The organism is Candidatus Saccharimonadales bacterium (assembly GCA_035758565.1).
Lineage (GTDB): Bacteria > Patescibacteriota > Saccharimonadia > Saccharimonadales > UBA10212 > DASTXL01.
This window is the reverse complement of the sequence record DASTXL010000001.1, coordinates 1-21,050: the sequence shown is the minus strand read 5'-3', so window position 1 is coordinate 21,050 and position 21,050 is coordinate 1. Positions and strand designations below refer to the sequence as shown.

21 protein-coding genes are annotated in these 21,050 nt (G+C 49.2%); 2 read left to right on the top strand and 19 right to left on the bottom strand.

The genetic code is table 11. The features are described from left to right. Nucleotides 1–3: 3 nt before the first annotated feature. The 3 genes from ruvX to VFT49_00095 are packed head-to-tail and all read right to left on the bottom strand — an operon-like array spanning nucleotide 4 to nucleotide 3,447. Nucleotides 4–414: a Holliday junction resolvase RuvX gene (ruvX, locus tag VFT49_00105; protein ID HEU5004480.1), complete on the bottom strand. Its 411-nt coding sequence runs from the start codon at nucleotides 412–414 to the stop codon at nucleotides 4–6. Then, nucleotides 404–2,146, bottom strand: coding sequence for a hypothetical protein (locus tag VFT49_00100; GenBank protein HEU5004479.1), 1,743 nt, complete (start codon nucleotides 2,144–2,146; stop codon nucleotides 404–406). The genes ruvX and VFT49_00100 overlap by 11 nt, the downstream gene beginning before the upstream one ends. Further along, nucleotides 2,143–3,447, bottom strand: a complete 1,305-nt coding sequence (locus VFT49_00095) for a cell division FtsA domain-containing protein (protein HEU5004478.1) — start codon at nucleotides 3,445–3,447, stop codon at nucleotides 2,143–2,145. The genes VFT49_00100 and VFT49_00095 overlap by 4 nt, the downstream gene beginning before the upstream one ends. Nucleotides 3,448–3,663: 216 nt before the next feature. On the opposite strand from VFT49_00095, the gene VFT49_00090 reads away from it, so the two are divergent. Next, the gene (locus VFT49_00090; GenBank protein HEU5004477.1) at nucleotides 3,664–4,095 is read left to right on the top strand and encodes a hypothetical protein; all 432 of its coding nucleotides are present in this window, start codon (nucleotides 3,664–3,666) and stop codon (nucleotides 4,093–4,095) included. Between the two features lie 98 nt (nucleotides 4,096–4,193). On the opposite strand, the gene VFT49_00085 is transcribed toward VFT49_00090, so the two are convergent. From VFT49_00085 to VFT49_00045, 9 genes are all read right to left on the bottom strand, one after another. Next, nucleotides 4,194–4,823, bottom strand: a complete 630-nt coding sequence (locus VFT49_00085) for a hypothetical protein (GenBank protein HEU5004476.1) — start codon at nucleotides 4,821–4,823, stop codon at nucleotides 4,194–4,196. Next, the gene (locus VFT49_00080) at nucleotides 4,820–6,739 is read right to left on the bottom strand and encodes an alanine--tRNA ligase (protein ID HEU5004475.1); all 1,920 of its coding nucleotides are present in this window, start codon (nucleotides 6,737–6,739) and stop codon (nucleotides 4,820–4,822) included. The genes VFT49_00085 and VFT49_00080 overlap by 4 nt, the downstream gene beginning before the upstream one ends. Beyond that, on the bottom strand, nucleotides 6,720–7,058 hold the full coding sequence (locus VFT49_00075) for a hypothetical protein (protein ID HEU5004474.1): 339 nt from the start codon (nucleotides 7,056–7,058) through the stop codon (nucleotides 6,720–6,722). The genes VFT49_00080 and VFT49_00075 overlap by 20 nt, the downstream gene beginning before the upstream one ends. 31 nt (nucleotides 7,059–7,089) lie before the next feature. Further along, nucleotides 7,090–8,217: a tRNA 2-thiouridine(34) synthase MnmA gene (gene mnmA / locus VFT49_00070; protein ID HEU5004473.1), complete on the bottom strand. Its 1,128-nt coding sequence runs from the start codon at nucleotides 8,215–8,217 to the stop codon at nucleotides 7,090–7,092. A gap of 44 nt (nucleotides 8,218–8,261) precedes the next feature. Beyond that, a complete protein-coding gene (locus VFT49_00065) occupies nucleotides 8,262–9,152 on the bottom strand; it encodes a PKD domain-containing protein (GenBank protein ID HEU5004472.1) in 891 nt (296 codons plus the stop codon). Between the two features lie 38 nt (nucleotides 9,153–9,190). Further along, complete coding sequence (locus VFT49_00060) at nucleotides 9,191–10,177, bottom strand: DUF916 domain-containing protein (protein ID HEU5004471.1); 987 nt, start codon at nucleotides 10,175–10,177, stop codon at nucleotides 9,191–9,193. Between the two features lie 58 nt (nucleotides 10,178–10,235). Continuing rightward, nucleotides 10,236–11,312 carry a hypothetical protein gene (locus VFT49_00055; GenBank protein HEU5004470.1) on the bottom strand — a complete coding sequence of 359 codons (1,077 nt, stop codon included), beginning with the start codon at nucleotides 11,310–11,312 and terminating at the stop codon, nucleotides 10,236–10,238. A gap of 10 nt (nucleotides 11,313–11,322) precedes the next feature. Continuing rightward, nucleotides 11,323–12,519: a hypothetical protein gene (locus VFT49_00050; GenBank protein HEU5004469.1), complete on the bottom strand. Its 1,197-nt coding sequence runs from the start codon at nucleotides 12,517–12,519 to the stop codon at nucleotides 11,323–11,325. A 96-nt stretch (nucleotides 12,520–12,615) separates the two neighbouring features. Next, on the bottom strand, nucleotides 12,616–13,341 hold the full coding sequence (locus VFT49_00045) for a hypothetical protein (protein HEU5004468.1): 726 nt from the start codon (nucleotides 13,339–13,341) through the stop codon (nucleotides 12,616–12,618). Between the two features lie 182 nt (nucleotides 13,342–13,523). Between VFT49_00045 and VFT49_00040 the strand changes: the two genes are divergently transcribed. After that, nucleotides 13,524–14,525: a hypothetical protein gene (locus VFT49_00040; GenBank protein HEU5004467.1), complete on the top strand. Its 1,002-nt coding sequence runs from the start codon at nucleotides 13,524–13,526 to the stop codon at nucleotides 14,523–14,525. 118 nt (nucleotides 14,526–14,643) lie between these two features. On the opposite strand, the gene VFT49_00035 is transcribed toward VFT49_00040, so the two are convergent. The 7 genes from VFT49_00035 to VFT49_00005 form a co-directional block, all read right to left on the bottom strand. After that, nucleotides 14,644–14,898 (bottom strand): hypothetical protein, encoded by a 255-nt coding sequence (locus VFT49_00035; GenBank protein ID HEU5004466.1) that lies wholly within the window; start codon nucleotides 14,896–14,898, stop codon nucleotides 14,644–14,646. 4 nt (nucleotides 14,899–14,902) lie between these two features. Continuing rightward, nucleotides 14,903–16,210 carry a F0F1 ATP synthase subunit beta gene (locus tag VFT49_00030; GenBank protein ID HEU5004465.1) on the bottom strand — a complete coding sequence of 436 codons (1,308 nt, stop codon included), beginning with the start codon at nucleotides 16,208–16,210 and terminating at the stop codon, nucleotides 14,903–14,905. Continuing rightward, entirely contained in the window at nucleotides 16,207–17,055 is an 849-nt protein-coding gene (locus tag VFT49_00025; protein HEU5004464.1) for a F0F1 ATP synthase subunit gamma, read from the bottom strand. Before VFT49_00025 ends, VFT49_00030 begins: the two co-directional genes overlap by 4 nt. Next, the gene (locus VFT49_00020) at nucleotides 17,052–18,482 is read right to left on the bottom strand and encodes a sodium-transporting two-sector ATPase (protein HEU5004463.1); all 1,431 of its coding nucleotides are present in this window, start codon (nucleotides 18,480–18,482) and stop codon (nucleotides 17,052–17,054) included. The genes VFT49_00025 and VFT49_00020 overlap by 4 nt, the downstream gene beginning before the upstream one ends. Continuing rightward, nucleotides 18,479–18,970 carry a hypothetical protein gene (locus tag VFT49_00015; GenBank protein ID HEU5004462.1) on the bottom strand — a complete coding sequence of 164 codons (492 nt, stop codon included), beginning with the start codon at nucleotides 18,968–18,970 and terminating at the stop codon, nucleotides 18,479–18,481. The genes VFT49_00020 and VFT49_00015 overlap by 4 nt, the downstream gene beginning before the upstream one ends. A 126-nt stretch (nucleotides 18,971–19,096) precedes the next feature. Further along, the gene (locus VFT49_00010; protein ID HEU5004461.1) at nucleotides 19,097–19,723 is read right to left on the bottom strand and encodes a hypothetical protein; all 627 of its coding nucleotides are present in this window, start codon (nucleotides 19,721–19,723) and stop codon (nucleotides 19,097–19,099) included. Between the two features lie 168 nt (nucleotides 19,724–19,891). After that, nucleotides 19,892–20,704 (bottom strand): hypothetical protein, encoded by an 813-nt coding sequence (locus VFT49_00005; protein ID HEU5004460.1) that lies wholly within the window; start codon nucleotides 20,702–20,704, stop codon nucleotides 19,892–19,894. Between the last annotated feature and the right edge of the window lie 346 nt (nucleotides 20,705–21,050).

The following is a 21,050-nucleotide window of genomic DNA, read 5'->3' as shown; positions in this document are numbered from 1 at the left end:
AACTTAACAAACTACCCTCAAACTCTCTGGACTATCAAAGAAGTCTTGCAAGATAATCTGGGCCGCCAACGAGTCAACGTTGTTAACCGTCCCTCCAGCAAGTATCTTGGCCTCGGCCAACTTACTAGTTAAAGCTTCGTCTTGCCAATAGAAGGTTGCATTGATTTTTTGCTTGGCCGAATCCACCCAGTCGCGCACCCACTTGGTTTGCTCGGTGTCCTCACCTTTTAGGTTGCGGGGCAGGCCCACAACTACGCCGGCCAGGTTTTTATTGGCCAGTTTTTCAATTTCGGCTATTGCCTGTTCTGTAGGCACCGTTTTCAGGGTTTCTGCCAGTCGAGCCAATCTTGAACCTCGGGCCAAACCGGTCCGAGCCTTGCCCACATCGACACCGATGTATTCGTTAGCTTCCATTAATGTGTTGAATTGTTACGGTTACCTTGTTAGGTTTTTTCGGTACTTTAGACACCCAGAACGGACTTAGTTTAACAGTAACGTTTTTGACGCCAGGCACAGCACTAATGCTCGAGGTTATATCGCCAGATTTTTTGCCCATAGACTGCTGCTTAACAGAAGTCGCATCAATTAGCGGCACCGCTGAGGTGTTTTCTGATACGCTCAAAACCGCACTGGTGTCTGATGTCTGGTTAGCCACCGTAATATCAGCGTCTTTAAGAACGGTGTCGTCGTCAAGTTTCTGCTTGGACTTATCAATCTGGTCGCTAAGCGCGTTGCTAATAGCGGCTTTAAGATCGTTCTGCTTAACCGCCAGTACCGTGTAGGTTACTTTGGCAGTAACGGTGGTATTGCTGGCTGGCTGACCAACAGCCGGACTAGCCGATACGACTGGATCGCTTTGCTTAAGTGTTGAGGTTAGCACGTAGTAACCCTGCTGGCTGAGCTGATTCTCGAAGTTCTTAGCATAATTGTCAGAGCTGGATGACGAAGTTAGTTTTTGCTTTACGCTATCTAAATCAGATTGGCTAACAATTGTCTGAATATTGTCTGTTCCGCCCGAGAAAGCATCGCTGTTAGAGCCAACAACACCAGAATAACCGGCGACCGCAAAGTTAGAGCCGGCGGCAATATTGTATTTTGATCCGCCCTGCTGAGCAGTAACGCTGACATCGCCGCTACAAATAATATTTCCCGAAGAGTCAAAGCCTTGCGGCGATAGAGTTATAGTTTTGCCCGTAATAAAGGTTAGCCCACCGGAACTCACGCCAGTTCCGGCCGGAATTGTTACGGCGTGCGAGCACGGGTCTTGAGTCAGCGTAACTTTACCAGAGGCTTTATCTCCATTATTTTGCTGGCCGGTAGCCTGTACTGTCTGATTGGTGGTTTGATCGGAGGTTTTAGAAAATGCCGGAATAGTATTTTGGTCAGGATTAAATGAGCCGGCCGAACCGGACGCGTTCAACGTAAAATTGGCCGATACTGGAGTGGAGGTCGTTGTGATAGCGATTGTTGCTTTTGGCAGCACCGTTACTGCCAGGTAAATAAAGATAATTAAAGCGATCAGGCCGGCAATACCCAAGCCTAAAAACAGGCGGAATTTGTCGAAGTTAGGAACTTTAAGGGCTCTATCTTTTGGCGCCTTAGGCAACTTTTCGGTAGACTTGGCGGCCGATTCAATCGGATCTTCCTCGTCGCCAAGTTCAATAGTCTCCGGATGTTCAATATCGTGCGCCTCGGCCAGCTCGCCGATAGATTTGTCGTAGCTGATTTTACTCGGCAGATCCTCGCCATCTGTATCCGAGCTATTGTCGGTTATTTTGATAGCGTCGCCTTCTTCGACGGGTTCAGGTGTGGGCAGCGGAGCTGTAGCACCAGCTGGTCCGGGCGGAACCTCTGGCCGGCTAGTCAAACTCTTGGCTACGTGCAGTCCAGCCGCGCCAGCCAAAGGCAACAACGCAGCTTCGCTAGTTATCAACACTACATTTTTGCCGGCATTATCGGCGCTGCGCTTGAGTAAGCGCATATTTACAATGCTTTGTAATGCTGTAGAACGCTTTGGCAAAACCAAAGCCACTACTTTAGCTTTAGCAGCCTCGACTTTATCGATGATGCCGGTTATCTCGTCATCAATATCGATATAAATAGTGTCCTTATTGGGACGTGGTGGGATTTTCTTGTCGGCGCTCATACTTTTAAGACCTTGTTAAGTTTACCGCGGATACCACCGCCATCGCTGTCGTCTGAACTAAGAGTATCTAGCCCAACTCTGAGCAAACCCATCGCCGTTATAAATGTGTGATCTGTTATATCGCCAGTAGTATCTGTTATGCCAACAACTTCATCGGGTTGGATATGCTGAACAGCCGGCCTTTTAGTAAACGGCAGGCTTTTGTACCAATCGCTTTCTTCTAAACGCTGCATCAAAGCTTCCAAACTAGAACCGCCGCCACAAAGCAGAACTCTGTGCGGCAGATGGTCTAATTTATTAAACTCGGCTAGAGCTAACTCTACACCGCTGGTCCAGACATTCAGGGTTTTATTCAAAGCTTTTTCGATTGGTGCCCGATGGGCCGTGCTAACCTTGCCAGTATCGAGGCCAAGCTTCAGGCTTTCGGCCTTTACAAAATCAACATCCAATTCTCGTTCGATAGCATGGGTAAAAGCCCGGCCGCCAATCCCAAACATTTTAGTTCCCTCCACGCCGCCCTCGTTAACTACGGCAATATCGGTAGTACCGCCGCCCACATCCATCAAAACAGCGCTGACCGATCCGTTGGGATCGTCACCCACCACACTACGAGCTACAGCAAATGGCTCGGCGGCCACAGCCAGAAGATCCAGGTCTAACTCAGCAGCCGTACGCTCTAAGGCTCCAATATGAATCATTGGCGCAAAGGCGGTATACATTTCTACCAGCACATCTTTACCCTGAAAGCCCACTGGGTTAGTCACTTTGTAGCCATCGATATCTATGCGCACAAGCGCGCTGTTTACTAAGCGAACTTCTACGTTTTTGCCGCCCAATTCCCAGGCTAGATCGCGCCGAGCCTTAGCTTCGGCGCGCTCTTGGACAAGCTCAATAATACGGCTCATCTCGTCGACGTCGATTTCCTTTGTAGAGTTCTTACGGCTGAAGCGAACCGTGCTCGTGGTGCCCTTGACGAGTTCGCCGGCAATTCCTATCACAGCCGTGCGGGCGCTAACCCCCGCCTGCTGCTCGGCAATTGCTAGAGCTTTGTCGCAGTTAGCAGTCACCGCGGCGATGTCGGCAATGGCGCCAGCCTGCATGTCGGCCAGTTCTTGGTGGGCGCGGCCTACCCCAATAATTTGCACTTCATTTCCAACTACCCGGCCAACCAGCGCCTTGACGTACTCGGTGCCAATATCTAACCCCACCAAATACTGTCCCACCTGCCCACTTTTTGTATTTTTGGCTGGCTTAGGTAGTTTGTTTTTTAGGTCGGTGAGCCCTTTGGCTTTATCAAGCATAATCGGCTAAATTATAGCACATTACTCTTGTCGAAAGCGGTTATGATATTGACAAAACTAAACATAAGTGCTATTATATGTCCGTTCAATCGCTAGAGGTGGTTGGACGCACGTTACAACTTAGAGCTAGTTATTGCCAGGGGCAGATAGATCGCTAAATACTTAGTTATTTGCTTGCCTTTGGCAAATGTCACTTCTCCAGGGAGGTTGCTTCAAATGAAGTTCAAGCTTTTCTCTGCCGTCTTCGCGGGTGTTCTCGCGGCACTGCTGGTCAACGACTACCGCGCCGCCATCGGCCACTTCGTGGCCTACCAGATCCCGTGGCACGACAAGCTCTTCTGGCCGCTAGCCAGCGGCGAGCTTGCCTGGATCCTCGTCGCCGAGGTGTTCGTCGGACTGCTGATGTGGTTCGTCGCGCACTGGTTCGAGGTCGAGGACAACGGCTACACGTTCTCGTTGTACATCATCGTCTCCATCGTGGAGATGATGGCCTGCGTGCCCGCCTTCAGGATCGGCTACATCGTCTTCGGCCTCACCAGCCTGGTGTTCGGCCTGGCGACGTTCGTCGCGCTGACCTCCTCCTCCTTCTGGAACGAGGACAGCGAGCAAGTAGGTAAGGACACGAACCCGCTCCGACGTGTGGCGTAACAACTACCAGATGCCCGACTCCTAGCTCCACCGGCCAAGCAGGGCCGATGAAAAAATCCTGCAGAGAGGCGGCGCCTTCACCGGCGCCCCTCTCAGAATCACACTTGAATGTTGAGGCCGGAAGGCCTTTTTTTATTGCTTTGGCCGCCGGTCTTAGCTAGGTAAAGTATATAAATCGGAATAGCGGCCTCCGATATGAGTCCGTAAATTGGCCGGACATATAGTATCCCGAAAGATTTATTGATAAGAGAAATTACTGTGAATATGTAGGCTATCGTGCCAATTATCCATGGAAAAACTTCTTCGGAGTCGGGATGGGCGCGAATTTTGAGCAGCATCATGCTGGTAGCAAAAATGTCTATAAAAACCGTCAGCCAAATTGCCACCGACGGATTTTTGGTTAAAGCCCAAGCCACAATCGTCAGCAGGCTTAAGCTAAATAAAGTGCGGTCCAGACGCGAGGTGTTTCGCAACCCAAACTTTAAAGACAGCAGAAATATAATCGTGCTGGAGAAGAACCAGACGATATAAAGCAGCACGCTAGCTCTGGCGCCCTTGAGGTATTGGCTTAGAAAGACTACTCCGTTCATAATGCTGAAAACCAGCCAGGTCATTTGGTGCGGCTTAGTCCTGCCGCGCAAGATAGAGAGAATGTAAGGCACTGCCGCCCAAGTCGCGAAAATTATTGATATACCGCCGGCTATCGAGGCGATTAGATCTTTGCTCATTGCAGTACTGCTTTGATGCGGCGGACGCCGGCGCTAGAACCTTCTTCTTTTATGATTTTGAATTTTTTGCCGCCTTCGCCGATCACGCCGGTGTGCTCAACATGCGGGCCGCCGCAGATTTCGCGGCTGAACGGCTTAGCCGGATCCCCGATGGTATAGACTTTGACCGTATCGCCATATTTGTCGCCAAAGGCACCAGACGCGCCTTTTTTGAAGGCTTCTTCGGTCTTTTCTTCTTGCCAGCTGACTGGCAAATCTTCGGCGATTTTTTCATTCACGATTTTTTCGACTTTGTCTAGCTGTTCGCGGCTGACTTTTTCTGGGTGGCTAAAGTCAAAACGCAGGCGTTCGGCTGTAATGTTGCTGCCGCGCTGCACGACGTGGTCGCCCAAAACATTTTTGAGCGCTTGGTACATCAAATGTGTGGCGGTGTGATACTTAATAACCTGCTCAGAATGGTCGGCTAGGCCGCCTTTGAACATCCCGGCGCTAGCCGTCTGGGAGCGCTTGCGTTGTTCTTCCATCAGCTTTTCAAAGTCTTCGTCAGCTCCATTAGCAATTTGAATGCCTCTCTTGAACGCCTCTTCTTTTGTTAATTCCACCGGAAAACCGAAAGTATCATAAAGTCTGAAAATTAACTCTCCCGTTAGTGGTTTTTTGCCGCCGATTGCCATTGGATATGATGCCGGAAAAGCTGACCCGAGTAGTTTATTAAATTCAAGCAGGCCTTTGCGCAGAGTCTGGCGGAAAATTTTTTCTTCGCGCGTAAATACTTCAAGGACTTGCTTTTCGCGCTCGTCGACTTCCGGAAAATCGGGTTTATATAAATCAATAATTATCGGCGCCACCTGCTCGCACAGGTCCTGCTCGATGCCTAGTTCAAAAGCGTAGCGGATCGCCCGGCGCAGTAAGCGGCGCATGACATAACCCTGCTGCTTGTTGCTGGGTGTTACGCCATCTACTGCCAAAAATGTGGCTCCTCGTAAATGGTCCGCAATTACGCGCATACTTTCAGTGTGGCTTTCGTATTTCTTGCCTGATAACTCTTCTAGTTTTTCAATGATTGGCCAAATTAAGCTAATTCGGTAAACATCGTGGTGGCCGTTAACTGCAGCCGCGATTCTTTCTAGGCCAGCCCCAAAGTCAACATTCGTGGCTGGCAGTTTTTCAAATCCGCTGACAGTTTTTTTGTAAGCCATGAACACATTGTTGCCGATTTCTAAAAAGCGTGGAGAATCACTGGCCGGATGGGCCTTGCCCCATTCCTGTTCGTCATGAAGTTCTTCACCAAAATCATAAAACACTTCGCTGTCCGGGCCGCACGGGTCACCAACCGGCGTACCGTTTTCATCACCATTCCGGCTCCACCAATTTTCTTTACCGTCGTACAAGAATATCCGGCCGCCCTGCATACCTACTTCCGCACCCCGGCTGGCAGCACCGATTTCTACCACCTTGGCATCAACGCCTCGTTCTTTAAAAGCTTGCTGCCAACATTCGATAGCTTCGTCGTCCCGCGGAATTCCGAACTTTTCGTTGCCGATGTAGCAGCTTACGTAAACCTTATCCGGCTCTAGTTTTAGTTCATCAAAAATAAAGTCGCTGAAGTATTTGATTTGTTCTTTTTTGAAATAATCGCCCAAACTCCAATTACCAAGCATTTCAAAAAAAGTAGTGTGTTTACTATTGCCCACCTCTTCTATATCTTGGACACGTAAGCAAGGCTGACTATTGACCAGCCTTTTGCCACCAGGATGTGATTCTCCCAGCAAGTACGGGATCATCGGCTGCATGCCGGAGCCGGTAAATAGCGTCGTCGGGTCGTTCTGCGGCACCAACAGTGCCCGCGGCACAATGGCGTGGTCTTTATCCTTAAAATAATCCAGATATTTCTGCCTAATTTCCTGCGCTGTCATCAACATCCTGCTCTAGGGTAAATATTTCTACTTCTTGTCCGTTAATCATAACCTTCCCCACGAAAGCGTGGTCATTTTTCTCCCATTTGTAGCCCGGCGGAAAACTGCCTTGATCTAGTTGAGTATAATGAACAGTCCTGCCAAGAATACCGAAAGCTTCATATAATGTTGTATCGTGCGGTTCTTCGTCAACTTCGTCGATGCTATATGCTCCGCCGTCCTTATGTCGCCAAATTTGACCCTGCTTTATGGGTCTTTCTGTGGGGTTACCTGGTATTAAAGGGTATTCTGGCGCGGATTCCCGCTCATGTTCGTTCATGCGTTCAATTTTAACAGAGGTAACGTCTTAATTAAACAACGATGCCGCCGCCCAAGACTTCAACACCGGTATAGAAGACAGCTGATTGGCCCGGCGTTAGAGCGCGGACATCTTCTCCCATCTCGGCCGTCCACTCTCTCACAAGGTCGGGCCTTATAGTAAGGCCCGACCTTGTGAGAGGTTTGAGATTTTTGACCGGTATTAATTTTGCGCGGTGGCGAGTCCGCACCATAAGTCCCTGCCCGCCCTCCACAGGGTGTAACCCTGAGTAAGGTGAGACCTTACTCAGGGTATCATCTTTTAAGGGGTTAGGTGCGATCCAGTGAACATCGATTAGGTTGATTTGGTTGCTCCAGAGTTTTTCATCCTGCAGGTCAGTTGTGACATAAATCTCATTCTTTTTCATGTCTTTACCAACGACGTAATACGGCAGGCCGCCGCCAACTTCCAGACCATGGCGCTGGCCGATGGTGTAAAAAATAGCGCCGTCGTGCTGGCCGATTTCTCTCCCTTTTTGGTCAATGATCGCGCCCGGCTTTTGCTCGGCGTACTGCATTAAAAATTCTTTAATCCCGACTTTGCCGACAAAACAAATGCCCATGCTTTCTTTTTTAGTGGCCGTCACCAGCCCGAACTTTTTAGCCAGTTCCCTGACCTCTGGCTTGGTCAAATCGCCCAGCGGGAACAACGTTTTTTCTAAAGCTTCGCTGGTTACCCGATACAAAAAATAGGTTTGGTCTTTATTAGCGTCCTTGGCCATGAATAGCCGCCCGTCTTTAGTTTTGGCATAGTGGCCGGTTGCGACTAGATCGGCGCCATCTTCCAGCGCGGTATCCAAAAATAATTTAAATTTAATCTCCTGATTGCACATGATGTCCGGGTTAGGCGTTCTGCCGGCTTTGAACTCATCGAGCATATAATCGACGACTTTGTGTTTATAGTCTTTTTCAAAATCGTACATTTTAAAATCAATGCCCAGTTGGACAGCTACGCGCTTGGCATCGGTAAAATCTTCGCGCCACGGGCACGGCATGCCAGGCAAGTCCTGGCTCCAGTTCTTCATGTAAACGCCCACGACGTTATAGCCTTGCTCTTTAAGCAAAGCGGCAGTAACAGAGCTATCAACTCCGCCGGAAAGGCCCACAAAGACAGTCTTCATCTCTGTTATTTTAGCAAAAATAAGGGAAAAAAGTAGGCGAGTCGCTAAAAAGGATGATTGCCTTGACGAAGTTTGGACTTTATAGAAGACATCTGGTGGCGGCTACCTAGCCAAAACGCCGCCGGTACTATAACAGCCAAAACCACGATTGGCGGCCAGTAGACTTGGGCTGCAGTACTATTATTCGAACTAGAACTGGCAGATCCGGATGAAGTTGACGTGCTCTGCTGAGGTTTGCCGTTAGCGATAGCCACAACCTGCAAGAACGCCGCCTGTTCGCTGGCATCCGAGGCTTTAATGGTGACATTGTAGCTACCAGACTGTTGGTAGGTGTGAGAAATATTAAAATCGCCGGCGAATTTTTCGCTTAAAAGCTGTGAGTCCGAGCCATCACCCCAATCGACTTCAACAGCGTAAGGCTGCGTACCCCCGCTTAGAGTAAGCGGCCAACTAAGCTCGGCGTTTGGGTCGGCGCCGCGCTTGGCGTAGGCAGTCGTAAGAGAGATGCGCGGACCAGAAGCAGCGATTTGGTCGTTGAAGTTAACGCTAACCATGCTGGAATCCGGGCTGCCTTGATTAAGGTCGTCGAACTGTTTGGCCACCAGGTCGTTCTTGCCGCTAAACAAATCGATTTGCAGACTGTAGCTGCTATTTGCACACTGCGTGGACCCGGAGAACACATTATTTTTAAAAATTTCGACTAGATAGCTGCTGTTGCAAAGTCCGGCAACTCTGATTGGCAGCGTAGTAAATGACGCGCCGTTGGCCGGCGTGGTGATCGTTGGGGCTTGGTTTGGAGCAGAACTAGGAATCCGACCGCCCACGCCAATACCTCCATTCTGAGGATTAGTAGCCGGCGGAGCCGCTGCCAAAGCCTCGGCGGCTATAAACACGCTCGAAACCAATACCAGGCAAAGCAGTAGTCTGCGCTTCATCACCTATATTGTAATATGCTTAAGCCTTAAGCCGCTAGCTAATGCTTCTTGGCTTTTTCGATTATTCGTCGGTTGTAAGCTTTGATCAACTTAGGCAGAACAAAGATCAGGAATAACAGAATAGCTAAGATAATGATTATTAGCACGTAAGGAATTACGTAAAAAGTGGTTTTAACGCTGACTATGTCACCGTTGCTGCCATAGGCAAAGTTACCTTCAACTGTGTACTTGCCTAAAAGATGCTTAACATTGATTGGGTTATTAAATTTTCTAATACTGTCTGGCAGAACATTGCCGCGGGGCTGCGTATCATTGAGTTCGGCGGTGTAAACCGTTTTGCCAAAAGTGTTCTTAACCACAATTTTGCCAAAAGGCTGAACGTGAATGTTGCCTTCGTTCTTTAAGCGAGTAGTTACGGCTATCGGGCCGCTGTTGAAGAAGCTGCCTGGGTTACCATTTTTTGTAGCCTGAAAACTAACAGCTGTAAGCTTTTCTGTCAGATTGCCGGGCACAGTAATTAAGAAAAGTGTGCCAACGCTGGCGGTCAAAGATAGGTTAGACGGTCCGGTCACGCCGCCATGAACGGGCGCAAAACGTACGGCACCATAATAGCCGCCCGGCGTGGCATTGGCCGGAACCTTTAAGGTAACCTTTATTTCTTTGCGCTCTAAGGCTGCGATCGAGGTATTAGGAATAGTCTGAACCAAGGTCTTAAAGCTTTTTTCCGGAGCCTTAACGTTCGGATCGAGAATCAAAGCCGGCTGACCACTTTCGTCTGAACTGGCCGTAAAGTCATTAATGATAGGCTGAGCCGTAACGGCAGAGTTGGCCAAGTTCTCGACAAACAAGCTAACCGTTTGAGATTGGCCCCGATCAATTGTTAGTTCGTAGCGAGGTGGCGAAACACGAAAACCGTTAGGAGCGGCGGCCGTAGCCGCACGAGCGGCAGCTGGACTAAGGAGTGGGGCAAATAAACTAACCAAGATAAGTAAAGTGCCAGTGGCGGCGCGGAGGTACTTTTTCACCTTTTGATTTATCCCCTCTTGAGAATCCCTTTATGACTACCATAATTCTATCAGTCCGTTAAAAATTAGCCAAACAAATAAAGTACATTGTAGATACGTAATCGCCAGCCGGTTGACTAGGTGAGATATTGACTAAATAACTCACAGTGAACTTTCGATAACTGTCAGAAGTGTCAACGCTTGCCAAGATATCGCCGTTCTTAAAATCAAACAAGTTTGGTTGGTTATAGCTCGGGCTGGCCGCCGTCAGACCTGGACCTTGAGGATCTGTGCCAACGCCAGGGTCTGAGTTGGCCCGCAGGTTAAGTCCAAACTGATTAGTACCCGATTTGGACGCTGATGGCGTAGTAATTGCATCAATGACATTATTGCCCGAAGTTAAACTGTTGCCGTTGACGTAGATATTGTAGCCAGAATTAGCGTTTGTAGCGGCCATAAACTGCGAGGTAGCGCTGCTCGGTCCTTGGGTAGAAAAGTCGCCAAAGTTAATTTGATCTCCGGAAGCCGAAGCGCAAGTGTAGTTAGCAATAATCACTCCAGTACAAAATTCCAGATACTGCGGAACCTCGGTTGATATATCTAGGGCAGAGGTTATAGGGTAAGCTATGCCCCCTTGGTCAATTGAGCCACCGGTGGCATCACTGGAGGCATAGGTTGAAATTCGGACATAAGAAGTACCTGTGACATTGGTATTCAATACGTTGTTAAACAAATATTCTACCGATTGCGCCGGGACGTTTGACGGCGAGCGTCCAATTACTATCACGTTAGGCGGCATTCCGGAAACCAGTGAAAAACCGCTGACGCCGCTCTGAGACGAGAGTGCGACGGCATTTGCCGAAAAGCCAGTTGGCGCGTCGCAGCTAGTCCCGTATATGGAGTTATTGGCGCAAAATTCAAACTTTATGGAACCTAACGTACCGGCTGTTGCTAGATCGAAGCTAAAGTTATAGGCACTCGTTTCAGAAGGCAGAGGATTTATTACCTGTAAGCTGCGGTTCGGCAGCTCATCTGCTAGCGCCTGCTGTTGGTAGATACCAACAAATTGACTAATTACAAAAACTACCAGCAAGATTGCCAAAAAAATCGCGCCGTGGAGCTTGCGCAGCTCAAATTCTAGCCATTTTTGGAACATGAGCTAGAGCCTAATAGGAACCAACCCCTATAAGCGTCATGGTCGTGGAGTAGGAACCAGCCTTGGTGGTGGGGGCGATGTTAGCTACAAAAGCCAGTGTGGCAGTTGAGGTAGTGGTAGGGCCGGCAGAAGAAGCTATGACCTGGCCGCCGGATGCGGCTAAATTAGTGCCATCGAAAGCAAATTGAGCGGATCCGGTACCGTCCATACCGCCTGTTACGCTGTTACAGCTGGCGTTGTTATAGGGGCTGGATACGGTTAGCGAGCCGCCAGATTTAAAGGCGCAGAATCCAAACTGCTCGCTACCCGGGCTGGAAGATGTAGCCGTTGAACCTATGGCGGCTATGGTGTTGCCTTGCGGGCTTTTAAGGCTGTTGGGGAAATATGCATAAACGCTCATGCCGTTAGAGGCGTTGGTGGCAGCATCAAACTTAGCATTTATATTTGAGTAAGAGTGCGAGACGCTCAGGATGCCGTTGCTATCACCCAATGTTATGGCGTAGCTCGCGTTTTGAGCGCAGGTGCTGGTATAAAGACAAAGCGTAATTTGTTCCTCTACCTTAGCGGTGATAGTTAGCTGCGCAGTTGTAGTTAAAGCGATACCGCCGAAATCTACATAGCTACCCGGCGAACCAGATGAGTAGCCCGAACCACCGCCAGTCGTCGCATAGCTGAAGATTCTGGCATAAAACGAGTAGTTGCCGACATTTGGCAGAGTGAAGCCAGTAGAAGTGCCGTTGCCCAAGATAAAGCTCATAGTACAGCCTTGGGTAACACTAGAGGCGGTCCTTGTTAGGATAAGGTGCTGGTTGGTTGAGTTGGTGCCGTCAAGGGTCCAGTCCGAAACGCCACACTTTGTTGTACCCAAACTGTTCTGGCCAGTAGGGTTACCGATGGTAGATTTATTGGCACTGAAAGTTGCGCTGCCCCCAGCAGCACCAGGCACGTTACAGGTATCGCCAGGCAATGGGTCATTATCACAAAAATCAATGGCTAGGCCACCTATGTTGCCGGTGGTGCCAATATTGAACTGGAAGGTCATTTTTACGTTGGTGGCCCCGGCCGCCGAAGAGCTCATTTGAATGGAGCGAGTATCAAGAATACCAGGAGTGCTAGCTAGTGCCCGCCCGACAAAAAAATAACTACTCGCTGTAACAGCCAACAGTAATGCGAGTAAAGCGTGCCCTGTTCTTTTGAGTTTGTTCACTTTTTATCAATACCTTAATAAGTCTCTGAAACTCGTACTACTAATAAGATAACCGCAAGGCTTATACCGGTCAAGCTTATTTGCGTTTTTCCACATTTAATATGTGGCTACCACTACGAGATCTTGATTATAGGTATAAGTGCCGCCGGGAGTGGTGTTGCTGATGTTCATTATATAGCTAATGGTGTAATCGGTTTCACCCGAGCTCTTGTCAGACCGGGCAATGGTGTCATATTGAACGTATTTATACACGTTGGTCGTATTGTAGCCAGGAGCGGCATAGCCAAAACCAAAGGTCGTGTCTGGTTTTTGGGCCGGATTAGCGCCAAACGTAATCGGGCTGGTGTTGGCAACCAGGTTCATGCCGAACTGCTCATTGCCTGGGATAGAAGCTGTTGGAGAACCCAGATTTTGAATGTAATGCGTGATATAGTGCGGCGGTTTCGCAACAGTCTGAACTATGTAGCCGCTCGACTGGTAGTCGCGAACGTGAAAGGTCGCGATAGCCGTGGCTGCCGCGTGAGTAGATAGAGTGCCCATGTCAACATTGCCATTAGCAACATAGGCCTCCAAAAATGGCACGTTCGTAGTATTAAAGCCGCCGTAAGCTTGGTAGTTAGTGCTCGAAGTGTTGCCCACTCCCAGATCGCCAACCGATGACTGGGCTTGGTAGTTGGTACTGTTCTGTAAACCACTACCGATACCAAACTGGACCTCATTGGCCTGGTAGTTAGAGGAGGTGTATTGAGCCATAGCTGCCGGCGTGGAGATAACTGCCACCAAAAGGAGTGCGATTATTATCGTTTGTATTTTACGCACCATATCTAATATTTTCCTTCAAGAGAGGCCAAAGCGCAAATGCTTAAAGCTCTTTAAAACGGTTTACCCAGCACCTAGCGGCGAGACTACCTCGGCTACGCCGAGGTTTTTTTGCCGACGGCGAAGAACTCGCCGCTAGGTGCTGGGTTTACGCTTAAGTTTTTCTCCTCTATTATAGAGAGAGAATGGCCGAGTTAGAATCAGATACATCGCTAGAGAACCCGTCGCTTTCGCCGACGGCTGGTTCGCCGAATTCGGCCAACCCAACCGTAATAGGCCCACAGACAAACGGATCGCCAGCTAGCGGCATCTCGCCTAATTCTCCGACGCCTAGTCCGCCGCCCGAAAAATCTTCCTTTATAAGAAGCCTGCTGGCGCGAGTCAATGTCTATCTGCTGGCTTTTGTTTTGCTTCTAATACTAGCCGCCGGCGTAATCTTTTTAACTTTAAGAACGAGCAAAGGTTCGAACAATAACAAAAACGTACCCTCCTTGACCAGTTCGGATATTTCAAAACTAAACGGTGCAACAACAGTGGTGGGCGACACCAAACAGACCCTGGATGTACAAAGCAATTCTATATTCGAAGGTTCGATTTTAGCTCGCAACAATTTAGATGTGGCTGGCAACATAAAAGTGGGCGGTAGCCTGGCCTTGCCGGCACTTAACGTTAGCGGACAGACCAATTTGAGCGGGTTGAAAGTTGGCAATGATTTGAACGTAGCCGGACCGGTAGACATTCAAGGTCAGCTGACTCTGCATAAAGGCCTAAGCGTTACCGGCACCACTAGTTTTGGCAATTTGTCGGCGGCCACTTTGAGCGTTACCAGCCTACAACTCAACGGCGATCTAGGTTTGAATCGGCATATAGTAAGCAGCGGTAACGCGCCCGGTAAATCTTCTGGTTCGGCCTTGGGCGGCGGGGGCACGGCTAGCGTTAACGGCAACGATACGGCCGGCACTATAAATATAAACACCGGCAGCTCGCCGGGCGCCGGATTATTTATAAGCGTTACTTTTGCCCACGCTTACTCTTCAACGCCGCACGTCATTATCACGCCGGTCGGTTCGGCCGCCGGCAATGTGACTTATTACGTGAATCGAACCAGCACTGGGTTCTCCGTCGGCTGCAGCACGCCGCCCCCAGCTGGGTCCAGCTTTGCCTTCGACTACTTCGTCATTCAGTAGGGCGACTATCGCCTATTGAGGACAAACCTACGGTTTTTCCTCAACGCCGCTTTTGGAGTAAATCCAAATTCACCTTCGGTGAACCGCGGCCACTCTTTTTCCCCTTATAAGCTTCTGGTTAGACGTCTAGGAATACTATTACTTGATTCTTTTTGACGTGCATAACGCCGCGCTCAATCGGCATAGTAAAGTCCGGACGCTGCGGCGCCCTAACCACAATATTGCACGGCAAAAGCAGGCTCATGAAATTTTTGTGTTTGGGCAGAATATCAAACGGGCCGGTGGCGTTGACGGCCGAAAAGCTGCTGGCCGGGCCTTCGTAATAAGTCCTGAACGGCGCGTAAATTTTTACCTGAAGTTCGCTTTCGCTCATAGCTTTATGAATTAATGATTGATTCGACGCCTTTTAGCGTGTCTTCTCGGGTGAAGTATTCACCTTTTTTGTCACTCATGTATTCGGTAACAAACATATTTTGGCTAAAGAACTCGATCAACTGTTTGGCCTTGGCGAAATCAGCGCGATCGGCGGGTGATAGTTCGTTCTCGCCAATGATGGCAATGATGCTTTTGAGCGATTCGTGCTTTTGAACCAGAGCCTGAACCTTAACGCTCAGGTTGTAGTGCCGCTCACCAACAATATCCGGTGCCAGCAAACTTGAGCTGCTACGAATCAGGTCGACAGATGGGCGGATACCCTGCTCGGCAACTTTGCGGGAGAGCACTAATGTGCCGTCGAGTTCGTGCTGAATCATTTGCACGGCCGGATCGCTTAAATCGTCGGCTGGCACATAAATAGTTTGCACCGCGGTAATCGAGCCGTTTTCGTTGGAGCTCAAGCGATCCTGCAAAGTCTTAATATCAGAAAAGATCGTTGGCTCATAGCCGCCCTCGCTAGGGATTTGTTCCAATATGGTCGATAGTTCGTTGCGAGCCTGAACATAGCGGTACATATTATCAGCAAAAAACAGTATGTCTTTTTTCTCGGCGTCGCGAAAGTGCTCAGCACTAGCTACGGCGCTCAAACCCACCAGCACGCGTTGCACCGGATTCTGATCCATCTGCCCGAAATACATGCAGGTGTTTTTTAGCAGATCGTTTTCTTTAAGAGTTTGGTAAAGCTCATGGCCTTCGCGAATACGCTCACCAATGCCAGCAAAGAAGCCAAGTCCCTGCCCGCTTTTGGCAATATTGTGAATCATCTCCATGGTTAGCACGGTTTTACCAACGCCAGCTCCACCAATAACACCAATCTTGCGACCTTTTACAAAGGGAGTGAAAAAGTCGATAACCTTGATGCCTGTTTCCAAAATTTCGGCTTTGCCGGCTTTGAAAGATACGGCCCGCGGCGGCAACTGCATAATGTCTTTGGTCTTGAGCTCGCCTTTGGGCGGCTCCAGGCCGTCCAAAGGCTGACCCATAGCGTCAAAAACACGGCCAATGGTCGGATTGCCAACCGGAATCTCAACTCCCTTACCAGTTTTCTCGACTTCCATGTTTTTTTGTAGCGTGGTATCGCCCATGATGTTCAAACAAACGGCAATGTTATTATCGGCTAAGTGATTAACCAGCAGCATACCGCGGCGAGCGCTTTTGGGCATCAAAACTTCGCCACTTTCCGGACCATCTTCGTCAAATTGAACCATGACCACCAGGTCGCGAATAGAACGAATTATGCCGGCACTCATAGGTTCACCTTCCTCAAGCCGTTGACTATTTCTTTGATACGTTCGTCTTTATTGTGACGGCGCGCCTGGTTAAAGGCCGTCGAAAGCTCGCTAAATGAATCATCGGCCTTATCGCGAGCAGCGTGCATGGCCCGAAAACGGCTGGCGTATTGAGCGAGCTTAGACTCGAGAATTATCTGGCTTAGCATAATCTGCAGCATAGAATTCTCTAGGTGACTAACCACAGCAACCGTACTGGGCTCGAAAATATAATCGCCCTCTGTAATGATTTCATCCCCGGCCACAACATTGCGACCGCGCTCGGTAACTTCGGCATTCAAGTGAATACTCTTAACATCTTGGCGCATCAACGAAACATAAGTAGGATAATAAGCTACTGTTGAATCATATTTCTGGACCTCGGCGGCCAGCGGCATAACGTTAATATTAGTGTCGGTTGTTGGCAGCTTGAAACTGTGGACGACATTTATGCCGCGCTGGGTTAATTGCACCGTGCCATGACGGCCAACCACAATGATATCGTTCTTGTCTGGGTCATAAACTTTTAGAACAGCTTCAACCACTCGCTGATCAACGTCACCACTAAAACTACCCTCGGCCGTAACTAAAATAATCAGTTCTTTCTTGATGGTTTTGGTGCTGCGCGTACGGCCAAAGTGGAACATTTGGTCAACGCGAATTTGACTGTAAATACGCCATAGCTCATCAAAAAAATTCTGGCTGGTAAGTACTTGGTCTTTAATCTGACTGATGTGCATGCTGGCAATGCCTTCAAAGGCGCTAGTTAGCTCAACTATTATGCCCATAGTGTCACGCTCATGGCTGATATCATTGATCTGCCTCATGCCACTACCCCGCTGACTTGGTCCAGCAACATTTGCCTAACGCGAGCAAAATCATCCTCGGACTTAACCTGCTTGGCGGCTTCGTTGACAGTCTTTTTGAGGGTGGCAACGTCAAGACTCGGCGGCGTACTCGGATCAAGAACAATATCAAGCATAAGTTGTTGGGCTGATACGCCGTAAGTCTCGCCAGGAACTTGAATCAAGAGTTGATGCAACTGTTGACCAAGCAGCATGTCGCGCTGGGCCGACTGCCCGAGTTCGGAACCAAAGTGGGCAAACTCCTGGGCCTGGGCGTAGGCAGCCATAGCCTTTAGGATTTGGCCAGCCTGGTTCTTTTGACGGTCGTTGTGGCCGCGGCCGCCCACACGAGTAACGGATAATCCGGTATTGATAGCCGGGCGCAAGCCTTGGCGGAAGACATCCATATCTAAGATCCACTGTCCATCGGTAATTGACATAATGTTGGTTGGTAAATATGCGGTGATGTCTCCGCCATCAACCAAAACCAATGGTATAGCCGTGAGGCATTTTTTATTCATATGCAAGCGGCCCGCGCGCTCAAGTAAACTCGAATGCGCGTGGAACATGTCGCCCGGATAGCTGTCGCGGCCCGGACTGGCGCCCGACAGAAGCGCAATTTCGCGGTGAGCGTGAGCGTGAGCTGTTAAATCATCGTAGATAATCACGGTGTCTTGGCCAAGTTGCTGCCATAAGTACTCAGCCATGGCGCAGCCAACATAGGGAGCTAAATAGCTCATTACTAAAGAGTCAAAAATGGTCGAAACAATCACAATTGATTTTTCCATCGCACCGTTATCGCGCAAGCGAGTCAGCAACATGTCAATATCGGAGCGCCTTTTAGCGATCAGCACGTAAACCACTACCTGGTCGGTGTTTTTTTGGTTGATGGCAATTTGGGTAGCTAAAGTAGTCTTGCCGGACTTAGTGTCGCCGAGCAAAGCTAAGCGCTGGCCACGAACGATCGGAAAGATAGCGTCAATTGCCGTAACGCCTGTTTCCAGTTGCGTGGTGAGCATCTCGCGCTCGTAAATGGGCGGCGCGGCATTAAAAATCGGCATAGTATAGTCGGCGGCAATCACGCCTTTACCATCGAGCGGCTCGCCGTTCACCGAAATAACCCGTCCAATAAAATCTTTGCCGACCTTGGTCATCAGTTCGGTATGCTGTAAAACTGCCAGTGAGCCGACTTTGAGCTTGGTAGTGCCCAGGTGTAGAACCTGAACCTTGTCTTCTAAAATATTCTGCACAAACCCTTTGCTGCCATCGTCGAACGTCACCAGGGCGTGAATATTCACCGGCTGCATGCCGCGCACTGTTACCAAAAAATTGTTAACAGCGGTAACTTCGCCGACTGGCTGGCCGGCGTCAACAAAACGCTGAAAGTGCTGGCCAATTTCCCTGCTCATCTCGCCGCCTCACCGATCAATTTTGCTAAATAGCCTTCTTGTTGTTTTAGATAAGCCTGCAGGCTCATGTCAAAAATCCTATTCGGCGTACGCAAAACCATGCCAGCGGCAATGCCCGGTTGCAAGCCTACTACTACCAGAGCCTCTGGGTGAATGTTTTGTCTAAGCCAGCTGACAATTTTTTCTAGCGCCCTGGGCGTGGGGTCGGAAGCAAAACTGATATGCAGATCAGGTGCCCGCTTAAGTATGGCTTCTAGCTGGTCTTTTAAAAATTTGCGGTCGTCCGCTTGCAGTAAATTAAGCTGGTTATCTTTAGCCAAGGCGCTCAAAACTCTGGTAACACGCGGCGGCTGAATGTTGTCGCCGCTTTGGCGAGCTTTGGCGGCCAAAAAGAATTCGTCGATTTTAGCGATCTCTCTAAGCAGCCGGTTGATGTCGGCTCTACCATAAAGCGAAAGTGGCAAACTAATCTGCTGATAACTCACCATAACCCTCCTCCACCAGTAGCGAAAAGTTTGCTCTGGCAGTGCTGAGTAGTGGTTTTCGCGACAAAGCGTATTGTAATACGCTGCGAAGCGAAACCGCTGGTCGGCGCGCCAGGCAAGCTTTGCAGCCTACGCTCCACGCTGGATATCCTCAACAATTGCTGCCTTATTGGCCTCTAGTTCCGCTAAAATGTAGTCCAACTGATCGGCCAGATCAATTTGGTCGCCGATAGCCTTTAGCACGTAGTGGTTAATTACGCTGGCCATATTTTTCTCGAATTGCTCGATGATGTGGGTGCGCTGGGCCTCGGACTGGGTGCGCATTTGGGTTTCTAGGAATTGCCGCTGCTGTTCGATCGTAGTTATAGTTTTTTCTATCGAACCAAGCGCCAGCTGTTTGGCATCATCTATACTTTGCTCGTATTTTTTAAACTCTTCTTGCAGCGTGCGAGTAATTTCAGCACGCATGTACTCATTTAGTTGGGTGGTGGTTTGACGCAAATCTTGCTGCAGGAACATGGCGTTTTCGCCCAAAACCTTTTCGAAATGCAAACGCCCGCGGTTGCGCAATTCTTCTCGGAAATTCTCATCAAAAATGTGTTCTGCTTCACTATTGGCCGCACCCTGTATGTCCGACTTAAGTAAATGGCCGCCACCTCCACCGCCGCCATGACCTAATTTGAGCGCCAGCCAGATAAAGGCCGCCGTAGCAGAGAGCAGAGACCCGATTACTAAAATTAGCCCACCTGTGTTCATAGAGTTCTTTTAATGCCCTTTTTCCTGAAGCGAAAATATTTGCCTTTGAGGCGAAAAGACAGAAGAACGAGGCAGCGCACTCAGTACGCTAACGAGTTCTGAGGGCTTTGCAGACCAAAGCAGATGTTTGCAGCCAGAAAAACGGGTGTTGAATGAACTCATATCTCTTTATAACCTTAGTAGTAAATATACCCCAAACAGACCAACGATAAAAATCAACACTGCCATACCGATCACCTGAAATAGGCCAAAAAGAATGGAGTGTTTACTGAGCGGATTACGGCCGATGGCGGTCATACCAGTACGAACACCGACAATCAACAAAATAATAGCGATAGCCGCCGAGGCCAAAAAGACGATTACCGCCGCCCAAACTCTAGACGACGGCACAGAGTGGCCGGCAATTGCATTAGCCACTTTTTGGAAGGGAGCCACCACCGAGATAGTGCTCTTGAGCGACGGATTATGACCCGGAGCTATACTAACCGTGATGCGGCCTACCGCTGTCTGACCCGAGCCGGTTAGCACGTTATGCCGGCCATCAAAACCGTTAATTGCCTTACCCAAAATTGTTGTTTGATCAGTAGTCGCCTTGGCGCCAATACCATCGGTATTAGAAATGGAAATATAATCGCCAGCCGAAATTTTGCCATTAACTACGCTGACTAGCACCGGATAGTTGCCAGCGTTAGCCACATACACTTGCTGGCCGGATCGATTCAGTGTAATAGCCGCGTCGGTGGGGTTAATAACTACTCCGTAAATTTTGCTAGGGTCGCTGGCTGGTGCCGCAACAACAGCGTTAGAATTTTGGTCGCTAATGGCTACTATCCAGCCTGGCTGCAGACTGCCCTGGGACGCAAAGCCTTGCACCACATTATCAGCCAAGGCTATTGCCGGCAGTGCCAAAAAAGCCAAAACACCAATAGAAGCAGTAAGCCTGCTTAGCGAGCGCGCCAGTTTAGTCCGCCCGAATATCATAACTGGTTAAATTATACCGCTTATGCCTCTGTTCTCACAATTGAAAGTTTTAGTGCCAGGCTCGAGAAAACAGGGCGAATAAATGGGTCCGGGCGCCGGCTTGAACAGATGTTTTTTAGAAAGAAAAACGGGTCAAGCTAAAAGTCAGCCCCGAGCCTCCTCAAAGTAGGTGCGAGGGGCCGACCGAATGGGAGTTCTTTTGGCGCGTTTTGCATTTTAAAAAAACAATCCAGTTCAAACGTTAGCCCGGTGGCTTTGCCTACTTTGGCCATCCAAAGTAGGGCGGGTTGGTGCTTTTTGAAAGTACTTGTTTTAGCAGGCTAAGGCAGCGAGCATTAATTAAGAA